General features: G+C 68.6%; 10 protein-coding genes. 8 read left to right on the top strand and 2 right to left on the bottom strand.

Annotated elements, in window-relative coordinates; all coding sequences use genetic code 11:
• Window positions 1-160: 160 nt before the first annotated feature.
• The 3 genes from Q0907_RS13110 (at window position 161) to Q0907_RS13100 (ending at window position 3,791) form a co-directional block, all read left to right on the top strand.
• Complete coding sequence (locus Q0907_RS13110) at window positions 161-958, top strand: AAA family ATPase (RefSeq protein ID WP_296278883.1); 798 nt, start codon at window positions 161-163, stop codon at window positions 956-958.
• Window positions 958-1,854, top strand: a complete 897-nt coding sequence (locus Q0907_RS13105; protein ID WP_299345464.1) for a ParB/RepB/Spo0J family partition protein — start codon at window positions 958-960, stop codon at window positions 1,852-1,854. Before Q0907_RS13110 ends, Q0907_RS13105 begins: the two co-directional genes overlap by 1 nt.
• Window positions 1,855-2,075: 221 nt before the next feature.
• On the top strand, window positions 2,076-3,791 hold the full coding sequence (locus tag Q0907_RS13100; RefSeq protein ID WP_299345948.1) for a DUF885 family protein: 1,716 nt from the start codon (window positions 2,076-2,078) through the stop codon (window positions 3,789-3,791).
• Here the strand turns inward: Q0907_RS13100 and Q0907_RS13095 are convergent.
• Entirely contained in the window at window positions 3,782-4,672 is an 891-nt protein-coding gene (locus Q0907_RS13095; RefSeq protein ID WP_299345461.1) for a LysR substrate-binding domain-containing protein, read from the bottom strand. The two genes, Q0907_RS13100 and Q0907_RS13095, sit on opposite strands and share 10 nt — an antisense overlap.
• Before the next feature lie 58 nt (window positions 4,673-4,730).
• Window positions 4,731-5,759, bottom strand: coding sequence for an N-acetyltransferase DgcN (gene dgcN, locus Q0907_RS13090; protein WP_299345457.1), 1,029 nt, complete (start codon window positions 5,757-5,759; stop codon window positions 4,731-4,733).
• A gap of 349 nt (window positions 5,760-6,108) precedes the next feature.
• On the opposite strand from dgcN, the gene rpmB reads away from it, so the two are divergent.
• From rpmB to Q0907_RS13065, 5 genes are all read left to right on the top strand, one after another.
• Window positions 6,109-6,345 carry a 50S ribosomal protein L28 gene (rpmB, locus tag Q0907_RS13085; protein ID WP_192273867.1) on the top strand — a complete coding sequence of 79 codons (237 nt, stop codon included), beginning with the start codon at window positions 6,109-6,111 and terminating at the stop codon, window positions 6,343-6,345.
• Window positions 6,346-6,358: 13 nt separating this feature from the next.
• Window positions 6,359-6,523: a 50S ribosomal protein L33 gene (rpmG, locus tag Q0907_RS13080; RefSeq protein WP_027070918.1), complete on the top strand. Its 165-nt coding sequence runs from the start codon at window positions 6,359-6,361 to the stop codon at window positions 6,521-6,523.
• A gap of 253 nt (window positions 6,524-6,776) precedes the next feature.
• Complete coding sequence (gene cls, locus Q0907_RS13075; RefSeq protein ID WP_299345454.1) at window positions 6,777-8,186, top strand: cardiolipin synthase; 1,410 nt, start codon at window positions 6,777-6,779, stop codon at window positions 8,184-8,186.
• Between the two features lie 41 nt (window positions 8,187-8,227).
• On the top strand, window positions 8,228-9,625 hold the full coding sequence (locus tag Q0907_RS13070; protein WP_299345451.1) for an FAD/NAD(P)-binding protein: 1,398 nt from the start codon (window positions 8,228-8,230) through the stop codon (window positions 9,623-9,625).
• 63 nt (window positions 9,626-9,688) lie between these two features.
• A complete protein-coding gene (locus Q0907_RS13065) occupies window positions 9,689-13,159 on the top strand; it encodes a PAS domain-containing hybrid sensor histidine kinase/response regulator (RefSeq protein WP_299345448.1) in 3,471 nt (1,156 codons plus the stop codon).
• Window positions 13,160-13,465 lie beyond the last annotated feature (306 nt).

The following is a 13,465-nucleotide window of genomic DNA, read 5'->3' as shown; positions in this document are numbered from 1 at the left end:
CCTAAGCCGTTGAAAAGACTGGCGCCCGGTTCGGGATCCGTGGGGATCCTCGGACACGGTGACCGGCTGCCGCCGTGTTGCCCGTACTCCTGATTTCGCACGGCCCCGCCCCAGCCCGCATAATCCCCCCTCACCCCGGACCTGACCAAGGCGCCCTCGCATGGCCCGCATCATCGCCGTCGCCAACCAGAAAGGCGGAGTCGGCAAGACCACCACCGCCGTGAACCTCGCCGCCGCGCTCGCCCGCGCGCCGCAGCGGGTGCTGCTGGTCGACCTGGATGCGCAGGGCAACGCGACGATGGGCAGCGGCGTGGACAAGCGCGAGGTGGAAGCATCCACCTGCGACGTGCTGCTGGGCGAGGTCGATGCCAAGGCAGCGGTGGTCACCACGGCCGAAGGCTTCGACCTGATGCCGGGCAACATCGACCTGACCGCGGCGGAAATCCAGCTGATGGATGCCGATGGCCGCGAGCAGCGCCTCAAGAGTGCGCTGCAGCCCATCCGCGGCGACTACGACTTCATCATCATCGACTGCCCGCCCGCGCTGTCGCTTCTGACGCTCAATGCGCTGACCGCCGCCGACTCCGTGCTGGTGCCGATGCAGTGCGAGTACTACGCGCTGGAAGGCCTGTCCGCGCTGATGGAAACCATCGAGGCGCTGCGCGCGCGCCTGAACCCGGGCCTGGAGATCGAAGGCGTGCTGCGCACGATGTTCGACATCCGCAACAACCTGGCCAATGCCGTGTCCGGCGAACTGACCACCCATTTCGGCGACAAGGTGTTCCGCACCATCGTGCCGCGCAACGTGCGCGTGGCCGAGGCCCCCAGCCATGGCCAGAGCATCGTCGGCTACGACCGCGCCTCGCGCGGCGGCGTCGCCTACCTGGGCCTGGCCGGCGAGATCCTGCGCCGTGCCGCCGACCGCAAGAAGCAACAGCAGCACATGGAGCACGCGTGATGAGCGCCCCGAAGAAGCGCGGCCTGGGTCGCGGACTGGAAGCCCTGCTCGGCCCGAAGGCCGCCGAGACGCCCCCGCCGGAAGCGCAGCCGGGCGAAGCGCTGCGCACGCTGCCGGTGCAGCAGCTGCAGCCGGGCAAGTACCAGCCGCGCATGCAGATGGACGCTTCCAAGCTCACCGAGCTGGCCGAGTCGATCAAGGCGCAGGGCGTCATCCAGCCGATCGTCGTGCGCGAGATTTCGGCGGGCAAGTTCGAGATCGTCGCCGGCGAACGCCGTTGGCGCGCCTCGCAGGAAGCCGGGCTGGCGGAAGTGCCGGTGGTCGTGCGCGAGCTCGACGACCGCACCGTCATCGCGATGGCGCTGATCGAGAACATCCAGCGCGAAGACCTCAATCCGCTGGAAGAGGCGCAATCGCTGCAGCGCCTGATCAACGAATTCTCGCTGACCCACGCCGAGGCCGCCGAAGCCGTCGGCCGTTCGCGCGCCGCGGTCTCCAACCTGCTGCGCCTGCTGGAACTGCCCCCGGCCATCCGCGCCCTGCTCGAAGCCCGTCGCCTGGAAATGGGCCACGCCCGCGCCCTGCTGACGCTATCGCCGGACCTGGCCAGCAAGCTGGCTTCCGACGCCGCCGAACAGGGCTGGTCGGTACGCGAAGTCGAACACCGCGCGCAGCAGTTCGCCGCCGGCAAGGTGCCGGTGAGCGGCAAGAAGGCCAAGCCCGCCAAGGCCGCGCCGCAGCCGGACATAGCCTCGCTGGAAACCGAACTGTCCGAAAGCCTCGGCACGCGCGTGACCATCGCGCACGGTCGCGGCGGCAAGGGCAAGCTGATCATCCAGTACACCGACCTGGACACGCTGGACGGCGTGCTGGAACGGCTGCGCCCGAAGGGTTGAGGCTTAGGCTGTTGTGGGAAGGTGGCATGTGGGAGCGACGTAAGTCGCGATAGCGCTGAGCCTGATTCACCGACAAGCAACAAGCTCGCGACTTACGTCGCTCCCACAACCGCAGGCCATGCGCTCCGGACGAGCAGATGGCCCCTGCATTACCATCCGGTTTCCGCTTCCACCGGATGTCCGCCTTGAAATTCCGTACCGCCGCCCTGCTGCTCGCCTGCATGCCCCTGCACGCGCTCGCCTTCGCTCCCTCCGACGCCGACAAGCGCTTCCAGGCGATCTACGAGAAGGAGTGGGCATGGCGCCAGGAACAGACCGGCCAGGCCGACGAAGACACCGACACCAGTGGCGACAAGCGTCGCCTGCCGGACGTCGACGCCCCGACGCAGCAGGCACGCCTGAAGGTGTGGGAGCAGGTGCTGAAGGACCTGGACGGTCTCGACGCGGGGGCGCTGTCCGCCGACAACCGCATCAACCTCGCGATCTACCGCCCGCAGGTGGAGAACCTGGCGGCGGAGGTGCGGCTGCGGGCGTACGAGATGCCGTTCAATTCCGACTCGTCGTTCTGGTCGAACCTGTCCTTCATGGCGCGCCGGCAGATGAAGTCCGCCGACGACTACCGTGCGTACGCCGCTCGGCTGCGCGATGTGCCGCGCCATTTCGACCAGCACATCGCCAACATGCGCAGCGGACTGAAGCGCGGCTTCACCGTGCCGCGCGCGGTGCTGGAGGGGCGCGACGTGTCGATTGCCGCGGTCGCCGAACAACGCGACCCCGAACAGTCCACCTTCTACGCGCCCTACAGGAAGATGCCAGCCAGCATTCCCGCGGCCGAGCAGGAAGCGTTGCGCAAGGAAGCGCGCGCGGCGATCAGCGAACAGGTCGTGCCCGCGTTCGGCACGCTGCTGACGTTCTTCCGTACCGAATACGTCCCGAAAGCGCGCACCACGCTGGCGGCGGAAGCGATGCCGGGCGGCAAGGATTTCTACGCGCAGCAGATCCGCGAATACACCACGCTGGACCTGACCGCCGAACAGATCCACGCGATCGGCCTGGAGGAAGTCGCGCGCATCCAGGCCGAGATGCAGGCGGTGATCAGGCAGACCGGCTTCAAGGGAACGTTCGCCGAATTCCTGACCTTCCTGCGCACCGATCCGCAGTTCTACGCGAAGACGCCGCAGCAGCTGCTAGACCGCGCGGCGTGGATTTCCAAGCGCGTGGACGGTGAAGTCGGCAAGTTCATCGGCACGCTGCCGCGCGGGCGCTTCACCATCGTCGAAGTGCCCGCCGACATCGCGCCGTTCTGGACCGCCGGCCGCGGCGGCCTGGGTACCTACTGGCTCAACACCTACAACCTGCCCTCGCGCCCGCTCTACAACCTGCCGGCGCTCACGCTGCACGAATCCTCGCCCGGCCACTCGCTGCAGGCGGCGCTGGCGCAGGAACAGGGCGAGCAGCCCGCCTTCCGGCGCGACAACTACATCTCCGCCTACGGCGAAGGCTGGGCGCTGTACACCGAGAAGCTGGGCAAGGAGATGGGCATCTACGAAACGCCGTACGAGGATTTCGGGCGCCTGACCTACGAGATGTGGCGCGCCGCTCGCCTGGTCATCGACACCGGCGTGCACCACAAGGGCTGGACGCGTGAGCAGGCCCTGGCCTACCTGCGCGACCACACCGCCCTGTCCGAGCACGAAGTCACCACCGAGGTCGACCGCTACATCTCCTGGCCCGCGCAGGCGCTGAGCTACAAGCTGGGCGAGATCACCATCGTCCGCCTGCGCGGCGAAGCCGAGCAGGCGCTGGGACCGGCGTTCGACATCAAGGCCTTCCACGACGCCGTGCTGAAGCAGGGATCGGTGACGCTGCCGGTGCTGGAGGAGCAGATCCGTGCCTGGACGCGCGAACGCAAGCAGGCGCTCGCCGCTCACCCGTAATCGCGCGCCAGCCGCTTCACGCTGTCGATGAAGTGCCGCTGCACCGGCATCGGCGGCTCGCCGTCGCGCAGCAGCGCGTGCAGCATTACCGCCAGCGGCGGATCGAGCGGGCGGACCTGCACGGCGGGCCCCGCCGTTCGCGCGGTGAAGGCGTCCACCACGGCCACGCCATGCCCATCGGCGACCAGCGCGCGCGCCAGCGGGTACGTCTGCACGCGGATGCGCATGCGCGGCGGCGGTGCGAGATCCTGCAGATGCTGGCGTACGGCACGCCCCAGGGCGTCCCTCACGTCCAGGCCGACCATCACCTGGCCGGCCAGGGCAGACCGCGGCAGTGGTTCGCGCATGGCGTCATCACTCCAGTAGCTGGGCGGCGCGATCGCGTGCGCGGGGCTTTCGCCCAATACGAGCTGGCGGATGCCGGGAACATGCACCGCCTGCAACGTCAGGCCGATGTCCGCATCGCGCAACCGCAGTGCATCGACGATCTCCCGCGTGTGCTGCGTCAGCAGTTGCACCTGGGCATCGGCATAGCGCGCCGACAATGCGCGCAGCGCAGACGGCAGCAGCGCCCCGGCCAGCGTCGGCGTGGCCACCACCCGCAACGCCGTACCGCCCGGCGCGACCACATTGCGGGCCAGGCGGTCGAGATCGGCCAGTTCGTCGCCGACACGCTCGATGTGCTCGCGCATCATCCGGCCCTGCGGCGTCAGCACCAGGCGTCCGTTCACGCGTTCGAACAACGCGAAGCCCAATCCCGTCTCGGCGTGCTGGAGCAACTTGCTGGCCGCCGGCTGCGAGATGTGCAGCAGGCGCGCGGCGCCGGTCAGCGTGCCCGCCTGCAGCAGCGCCTGGAACAGTTCGATATGGCGCAGGCGCATGCGAGGCTCCTTCCCGGTGGCACCCATCATACGTAGCCCCGACCCGCCTCCCGGGTGATCAGGCGGGCGGATAGAGCTCCAGCAACCGGTCCGCGATGCGCGCCACGCCGTCGGCGACAGGGTCCTGGCATGGCAGGCCGAAGCGCTTCTCGACGTGGGAACACAGGCTGGCCGCGTGTTCGCGCGACAGCCGCGAGGTGTCCACCGCGATACCCGCCACCTGCACGCCCGGCGAGGTCAGGCGCGCCGCCTGCAGGTTCGCGGCGAGGCACTCCTCCAGCGCAGGCAGGGTGTAGTGGGGCAGGCCGCGCATGTGCTGGCGCGTCGGTTCGTGGCAGAGCACCAGTGCATGCGGCTGCGCGCCATGCAGCAGGCCCAGCGAAACACCAGCGAACGACGGGTGGAAGAGCGAACCCTGCCCTTCGATGAGCTCCCAGCCACCGTCGTCGCGTGCGGGTGATACCCATTCCGCGCCGCCGGAAATGAAGTCGGCGACGACCGCGTCGATCGGCACGCCATGCCCGCCGGCAATGAAGATGCCGGTCTGCCCGGTGGCGCGGAAGTCCGCCGCGATGTTGCGCGACCGGAGTTCGCGTTCGAGCGCCAGCGTGGTGTACATCTTGCCCACCGAACAGTCGGTGCCGACGGTGAGCAGGCGCCGCCCCGCGCGCGGCACAGCCTTGCCAACCTCGAGTGCCGGCGGGCGACGGGCATCGAACAGCACGCGTCCCAATCTGTCGGCCGCCTCCCGGATGCGCGGTTCGTCGGCCAGGCGCTGGTGCAGGCCCGAGGCCACATGAAGTCCCGCCTCCATCGCGGCCAGCACGGCCGCCACGGTATCGCCATCCATCACACCGCCGGCATTGGCCACGCCGACCAGCAGCGTCCGGGCGCCGGCGGCCTGCGCCTGCCCAACATCCAGATCAGGCAGCCCGACGCTGGTCTTGCAGTGCGGCCCGCGGACCTGGCCCACGCACCATTCCGGCCGCCAGTAGGCCAGGCCACGGGCGGTCTTGGCGGCCAGATCGTCTTGTGCGTTACCCAGGTAGAGCAGGTAAGGGGGTCCCCAGCTGGCGGACTCGGACATGCTCATTGCTCCTGGACACCGGCGGCTTCCGGCCCCGACACCGTAGCCAAGGGCGCCAGGGGCGGCCAATCGAAAACCGCGTGGGGTCCATAACCCTTGGTTGGGGTCGGGAGGCCGGCTACGCCAGCCGGCGGACCGCCGTAAGTACTTGCGCGCAAAGGAGAACCCACGCATAATGCGCGGCTCGCTGCGTCCGGCCTGTCCGGATCTGCGGCCGGAAACGCGATTCCGGCTTGGGTCAGCAGCGGTTTTCATGCCGTATCGCGTGGTGTCCGTCCTGCCCTGCAGGCCGTCCGCCGGGCCGCCGTCTCCCGGGCTATGGGCGACACAATTACTTATCGAGGTGCGTATGTCCCGCGTATGCCAAGTGACCGGCAAGCGTGTGATGACGGGTAACAACGTCAGCCACGCCAACAACAAGACCCGTCGTCGTTTCCTGCCCAACCTGCACGAGCGCCGCTTCTGGGTCGCCAGCGAGAACCGCTGGGTCAAGCTGAAGGTTTCCGCGCACGCGCTGCGCACCATCGACAAGAACGGCATCGATTCCGTTCTGGCCGAGCTGCGTGCCCGCGGCGAAAAGGTCTGAGGAGTAACTACACATGGCATCCAAGCGCGACAAGATCCGTCTGATCTCCTCGGCCAACACCGGCCACTTCTACACGACGGACAAGAACAAGAAGAACACCCCGGGCAAGATGGAAATCAAGAAGTACGACCCGGTCGTGCGCAAGCACGTGATCTACAAGGAAGGCAAGATCAAGTGAAATAGCGGCGCGCATGCTCTGAATGCGCCTATGCCGCTATTTCACCCCGGCGAAGGCCGGGATCCAGTGCCTCTCAGGAAACCCCGCCCCGGCGGGGTTTCCTGTTTTCCGGCTTCGGCGAGCCCAAAGCTGCCCCTCATCCGCCCTTCGGGCACCTTCTCCCCGCAAGCGGGGAGAAGGATTCCTTGGCGGGTTTTCATTTAGCCGTCTGCCTGCCCAGAATCAGGCATCCCCCCACGGATACCCGCCCCCCATGGACTGGTCCTACGGCACCGCGCTGCTGATCCTCGACTGGCTGATCCGCCTGGCGGCGCTGTGGTGGATTCCCAGCCGCACCACCCCGGCCGCCGCGCGCAGCTGGCTGCTGCTGGTCGGCTTCGTGCCGCTGCTCGGCCTGCCGCTGTACCTGCTGCTCGGCCACCCGTGGCTTTCGCGTGAACGCATCGAGCGGCAGGCGCGCGCATCGGACGTGATCCGCGAAGAACAGCGCCCCCTCAGCGCCCTGCGCTGGACTCCTCGCGACGGCGCCGCCGCCGAAATGGCGCCCCTGATCGAACGCCAGGGCGCGTTCATGCCCACGCACGGCAATGCGGTCGCGCTGCTCGACGACTACGACGCTTCGCTGCGCGCCCTGCTGGACGACATCGATTCCGCCACGCAGCAGGTGCACCTGCTGTACTACCTGATGTTCGACGACGCAGTGGGCGAAGCGGTGACCGATGCGCTGTGCCGCGCCGCCGGGCGTGGCGTGACCTGTCGCCTGTTGCTCGATGCCGTCGGCGCCAAGCGCGGCCTGCATGCCTACGCCGCGCGCCTGCGCATGGCCGGCGTGCAGGTGCACGCCATGCTGCCCGGCGGCCTGCAATGGCGCCGCAGTGGCCGCATGGACCTGCGCAACCATCGCAAGGTGGCGGTGATCGACAACGGCATCGGCTACGTGGGTTCGCAGAACCTCGCCGATGCCGTGTTCGTCGCTGGCCACCCGAACCGCGAACTGGTGGCGCGCGTGCAGGGGCCCGTGGTGTCGCACCTGGAAGGGGTGTTCGCCAGCGACTGGTACATCGAGACGGGCGAGCGCCTGGCCGTCCAGCCCGACCTGTCGGTGCAGTCCGAGGACGTGTCGACGCAGCTGCTGCCCAGCGGCCCGGCGTACCCGTTCGAGAATGCGCGCGACACCGTCAACGCGTTGATCCACCTCGCGCGTCGGCAGGTGGTCCTGACCACGCCGTACTTCGTTCCCGACGACGCGACCCTCAGCGCCCTGCGCATCGCGGCGCTGTCCGGCGTGGACGTACAGCTGGTGCTGTCGGCCACCAACAACCAGACGCTGACCGCGTGGGCGCAGCAGTCGTACTACGACGAACTGCTCGCCTGCGGAGTGAAGATCGCGCTGTATCGCCCGCACTTCCTTCACGCCAAGCACCTGACGGTGGACGACGACATCGCGCTGGTCGGCTCGATCAACCTTGATATCCGCTCGTTCGCGCTCAACGCGGAGATCGGCCTGGTCTGCTATGACGCAGGCGTGGTCGCGCGCATTCGCGCGATCGAGGCCGAGTACCTGGCGCAGGCGGACGCGGTCGACCGCGATGCCTGGCGCCGTCGTCCCGGTTGGCAGCGCAGTCGAGAAGGCATCGCGCGGCTGGCGGACTCGCTGATGTAGCGGCGCGCGGACGTCATCGACCGTTCGCCTACAATGACGGCATGACATCCGAGACGAACCTTCCCTTGCCGCCCTGCGACCTGGCCATCATCGGCGGTGGCGCGGGTGGCGTGCTGGCGGCGATGCAGGCGCTGCGGCAGGCGACCACGCCGCTGCGCATCGTGATGATCGAACCGCGCGACGTGCTGGCGCAGGGCGTGGCCTATGCGACGACGCATGGCGAGCATGTCCTCAACGTACCTGCGGCGCGCATGAGTGCCTTCGACGACCGCCCCGAGGATTTCCTCGACCATGTCGTCGCCACCACGCCTGCGGGCGGCCCCGGTCGCCATGACCTGGCGCACGCGTTCATCGAACGGCGCCGCTACGGCGACTACCTGCGCACGCGCCTGCACGAGATGATCGCCGCCAGTCCGGCGTCGCTGCAGATCGTGCGGGACATCGTGTCCGAGCTCGACGCACGCGCCGACGGCGCGACGCTGCATCTGGCGGCACATGGCGCCCTGCTGGCGCGCGGCGTGGTGATGGCGGTCGGCAACACGCCCAAGCCGCTGCCGGCGCGCGGCGCACCGCAGCTGCCGGAAGGTCGCTCGCTGGCGGCGTGGGACTTCGACGCGGTGAAGGCCCTGCCGGCCGATGCCGAAGTCTGCATCGTCGGTTCCGGCCTGAGCATGGTGGACACCGTGCTGAGCCTGGCCGACAACGGCCACGCGGGACCGGTCCACGTGCTGTCCCGGCATGCGCTGCTGCCGCTGCCGCACTGCCATGGCGGCGCGGCGACGTTCGACCCCGCCCCGCTGCAGGCCCTCGACCTGCGTGGTCGCCTGCGCTTCCTGCGCCAGGCCGCGCGACAGGCCGTCGCCGATGGCCTGCCCTGGCAGGCCGTGATGGAGCGCGTCCGCCCCCATGGCCAAGCGCTGTGGCAATCGATGTCCACGGACGACCAGCGGCGTTTCCTGCGCCATGTGGTGCGCCAGTGGGACGTGCACCGCCATCGCATCGCGCCGGAGGTGCACGCCATGCTGCAGGCGCTGCTCGACCGCGGCCAGCTGCGTCTCCACCGCGGACGGTTGGACACGGTGATGAACGAAGGCCGCCGGCTGCGCGTGACCACGCACACCCGCGACGGCCGCACCGACGAATTCGATGTCGACTACGTCGTCAACGCCACCGGCGTGGAGATGCGCGCCCAGACCATGCGCAATCCCCTGCTGCACGACCTGCTCGGCAAGGGCCATGCGCAGCCGGGGCCGCACGGCATCGGGCTGAAAGCGGCGCGCGACGGCCGCATGGTGGACGCCGACGGCCACGTGCAGCCGCGCATCTTCATCCTCGGCAGCCTGCGTATCGGCTGCGTCTGGGAAAGCATCGCCATCCCCGAACTGCGCGGGCAGGCCGAGACCGCCGTGCGCGAACTGCTGTCGCCGACAGCATCCTGATCCGCCGCCGCGCCACCCGGCAGCCGGTACACTCGGCGGCGGGTTGAGCGCCGGGAGAGGGCGTTGGTTTCCAGCTGGATCCTGCTGTTGGTGTCGATCGGCTATGCCGCGCTGCTGTTCGGCGTGGCGTGGTGGGGCGACCGCCGCCCGATGTACCCGGACCGCCCGTGGCTGCGCCCGGTGGTCTACAGCCTGGCGCTGGCGGTCTACTGCTCGTCATGGACCTTCTACGGCGCGGTCGGCAGCGCGGTGCGCAATGGTCTAGGCTACCTGCCGATCTACCTGGGCCCGATCCTGCTGCTGCTGTTCGGCTGGCGCATCATCGAGCGGCTGGCGTTGATCGCGCGCAGCGAGAACACGGTCTCCATCGCGGACTTCATTTCCTCCCGCTACGGCCGCTCGCGCCGGCTGGCCGCGCTGGTCACGGTGATCGCGCTGATCGGCGTGGTGCCTTACCTCGCGCTGCAGTACAAGGCCGTCGCGATGAGCCTGAGCGTGCTGAGCGGCGAAGGCGGCGACAGTGCGCATGGCTTCTTCACCGACCCCGCGCTGTACGTCGCACTGTTGATGGCGCTGTTCGCCGCCCTGTTCGGCACGCGCCAGGTCGATGCCACCGAACATCACCACGGCATGATGCTGGCGATCTCGCTGGAATCGGTGGTCAAGCTGGTGGCGATGATCTCCGTCGGCGTGTTCGCCTATCTGTGGCTGGACGACAACGCCTTCCGTGTCACCAATTCGGCACGCACGCTGTTCGAGAATGCGCCGCCGGTGGGCTTCATCGCGCAGACGCTGCTCGGCTTCCTCGCCATCGTCTGCCTGCCGCGCCAGTTCCACGTGGCGGTGGTGGAATGCAGCGACGTGGGCGACATCCGCAAGGCCCGCTGGCTGTTCGGTGCCTACCTTGTGCTGTTCTCGCTGATGGTCATTCCGGTGGCGGCCGCCGGGGCCTCGCTTTTCGGCGGCACCAGCGTGGCCGACGACAGCTACGTGCTGGCGCTGCCGCTGGCGGAAGGCCGCACCGCGCTGGCGATCATCGCGTACGTGGGCGGCTTCTCGGCGGCCACGGGCATGGTGATCGTGGCGAGCATCGCGCTGGCGACGATGGTCAGCAACGACCTGATCATGCCCGTGCTGCTGCGGCGCGGCTGGGCGGACCACCACGCCGAAGCCGACGTCGCCTCGCGCGTGCTGTGGATCCGCCGCGTGACGATCCTGCTGCTCGCGCTGACGGCGTACTCGTACTACCGCAGCAGCAGCAACGACAGCACGCTGGCGTCGTATGGCCTGATGGCCTTCGCCGCCGTCGCGCAGTTCGCGCCGGGCCTGATCGGCGGGCTGTACTGGCGCGGTGCCAGCCGCCGCGGCGTGGAAGTCGGCATGGTGCTCGGCTTCGCCACGTGGATCTACACCTTGCTGCTGCCGACGATGACGCAAGCCGGTTGGTTCGATGTGCTCTGGCTGCACGACGGCCCGTTCGGCATCCGCTGGCTGCGCCCGCAGCAACTGTTCGGCCTGAGCGGTTGGGACACGCTGACGCACGGGACGTTCTGGTCGCTGCTGGTCAACACCGGCGCGATGATGATCGTCTCCGCGCGCTCGCGCCCCGGGGTGGACGAGCGCCTGCGCGCCGCGCCCTTCCTCGACCCCTACGCGCAACGCCCCGCCCTGGTGGCCGGCGAGTGGCCGGGCAGCGTGCGCATCGGCGACCTGCGCACACTGGCCGAGCGCGTCGTCGGCGAACGCCATGCGCGCCGTGCGTTCGCAGAACAGGCGCACCTGCTCGATCGCGACCTGCAACCCAACGCCCCCGCGGACCGTGCCTGGGTGCAGTTCACCGAACGCCTGCTCGCGGCCGCCATCGGCGCGGCGTCGGCGCGCATCGTGCTGACCAGCGTGCTGCGCGGATCGGGCATGGAACTGGGCGAAGTGGTGGCGGTCCTCGACCAGGCCGGACAGGAACTGCGCTTCAACCGTGAAATCCTGTCGACCACGCTGGAGAACATCAGCGCAGGCGTGAGCGTCGTCGACCCCGACATGCGGCTGGTGGCCTGGAACCGCCGCTACCAGCAGATGTTCGGCTACCCCGATGGCATGCTCTACGTTGGCCGTCCCGTCGCCGACCTGATCCGCTACAACGCCGAGCGCGGCGAACTGGGCGATGGCGACATCGACGCGCAGATCAACAAGCGCATCCGCTACATGCGCGCCGGTTCGCCGCACATCTTCGAGCGCGTGCGCGCCGATGGCCAGGTCATCGAGATGCGCGGCCAGCCGCTGCCGGGTGGCGGCTACGTGACCAGCTACAACGACATCACCGACTTCAAGCATGCCGAAGCGCTGCTGCTGGAGACCAACGAAACCCTCGAGCAGCGTGTCGCCGAGCGTAGCGAAGCGGCCGAACATGCTCAGCAATCCCGTACGCGCTTCCTGGCCGCGATCAGCCACGACGTGCTGCAACCGCTGAACGCCGCGCGCCTGTTCGTCAGCGCCCTGCGCGACAGCGAGCAGGGCTCCGATGACCAGGCACAGGAGCGTAAGCACCTGGCGGAACGTGTCGATGCCTCATTGCGCGCCGCCGAGGAACTGCTGGATGGCCTGCTGGATGTCTCCCGCCTCGATGCCGGCGGCCTGCACACGCAGATCACCGATTTCGACGCTGGCGAACTGCTGCGTGAACTCGCGGCGCAGTACGCCCCGGTCGCCGCCGGGCGCGGACTGGCGCTGCGCGTCCACGCGCGCTCGATTCCCGTGCGCAGCGACCGACGCCTGTTGCGCCGCGTGCTGCAGAATTTCCTCGCCAACGCCCTGCGCTATACCCGTGCCGGCCGCATCGTGATCGGCATGCGCGCTCGTGGCGACCGCATCGCGTTGCAGGTGTGGGACACGGGACCCGGCATCCCCGAGAACCACATGCGGCAGATCTACGACGAGTTCCACCGCTACCAGCAACCCTTCGACTGGGGCGAGCGCGGACTGGGACTGGGCCTGTCGATCTGCCAGCGCATCTCACGCCTGCTGCAGCACGAACTGGACGCGCGCAGCACCGTGGATCGCGGCAGCATGTTCTCGATCATCGTCCCCCGCGGCGCGCACGTCGTCGAACGTCGCAGCACACGACGCGCTGCCTTGGGCAGCGATTCGCTCGCCGGACTGCGCGTGCTCTGCGTCGACAACGATCGCGAGATCATCGACGGCATGCAGGCCCTGCTCGGCCGCTGGCAGGCGGAGGTCATCACCGCAACGACCGTCGACGAAGCCTTGCAGAAGATCGCCGAAGGCCCGACCGTGATGCTGGTGGACTACCACCTGCACGACCGCCTCGACGGCCTGGCCACCCTCGACGCCCTGCGCGCCGCCAGCCCCGGCCCCATCGCCGGCGCCCTGCTCACCGCCGACGGCCGCGACGAACTCAAGCGCGAAGCCCGCGAACGCGGCTACCGCCTGCTGACCAAACCCGTGAAGCCCGCCTCCCTGCGCGCCTTCCTCGCCGCCCACCACGTACCGGATGCACCGCCCTCGTCCGATAACTGAATCGACTCATGCGAATGATGACCATGAATCGACACGTGGAACGCACGGATGACAGTCAGTACGCGATCTACACCGTCCCCCGCCGGTCGCCTCATGAATTCACCCAGCCTGCTATCACCAGATGGAGGCCCTGATAATCCCGAACCTCCTCGCTTCTGCCTGATAACACGGGCGTCTCAGGAATGAAGGCCTCGCTGCAAAGGCAGCGGAGCGCTTGTCCGGCAAGCCCCAGCCCTCGTTGACGCCCATTCCTCTTGGCTGAATACTCGGCGCTATTACCCCGGAATGGGGTCTACTAGGTGTTAG

The sequence above is a fragment of the uncultured Pseudoxanthomonas sp. genome (genome assembly GCF_947498795.1).
GTDB lineage: Bacteria > Pseudomonadota > Gammaproteobacteria > Xanthomonadales > Xanthomonadaceae > Pseudoxanthomonas_A.
Note: the sequence above shows the minus strand (reverse complement) of the source record. Positions and strands in the feature narration are given on the sequence as shown.

What these genes read in the sequence shown, in the direction of transcription:
- Q0907_RS13110 (WP_296278883.1), top strand. Translation starts at nt 161, where the DNA reads ATGGCCCGCATCATCGCCGTCGCCAACCAGAAAGGCGGAGTCGGCAAG.
- Q0907_RS13095 (WP_299345461.1), bottom strand. Translation starts at nt 4,672, where the DNA reads ATGCGCCTGCGCCATATCGAACTGTTCCAGGCGCTGCTGCAGGCGGGC.
- rpmG (WP_027070918.1), top strand. Translation starts at nt 6,359, where the DNA reads ATGGCATCCAAGCGCGACAAGATCCGTCTGATCTCCTCGGCCAACACC.
- cls (WP_299345454.1), top strand. Translation starts at nt 6,777, where the DNA reads ATGGACTGGTCCTACGGCACCGCGCTGCTGATCCTCGACTGGCTGATC.
- rpmB (WP_192273867.1), top strand. Translation starts at nt 6,109, where the DNA reads ATGTCCCGCGTATGCCAAGTGACCGGCAAGCGTGTGATGACGGGTAAC.
- dgcN (WP_299345457.1), bottom strand. Translation starts at nt 5,759, where the DNA reads ATGTCCGAGTCCGCCAGCTGGGGACCCCCTTACCTGCTCTACCTGGGT.
- Q0907_RS13105 (WP_299345464.1), top strand. Translation starts at nt 958, where the DNA reads ATGAGCGCCCCGAAGAAGCGCGGCCTGGGTCGCGGACTGGAAGCCCTG.
- Q0907_RS13070 (WP_299345451.1), top strand. Translation starts at nt 8,228, where the DNA reads ATGACATCCGAGACGAACCTTCCCTTGCCGCCCTGCGACCTGGCCATC.
- Q0907_RS13100 (WP_299345948.1), top strand. Translation starts at nt 2,076, where the DNA reads ATGCCCCTGCACGCGCTCGCCTTCGCTCCCTCCGACGCCGACAAGCGC.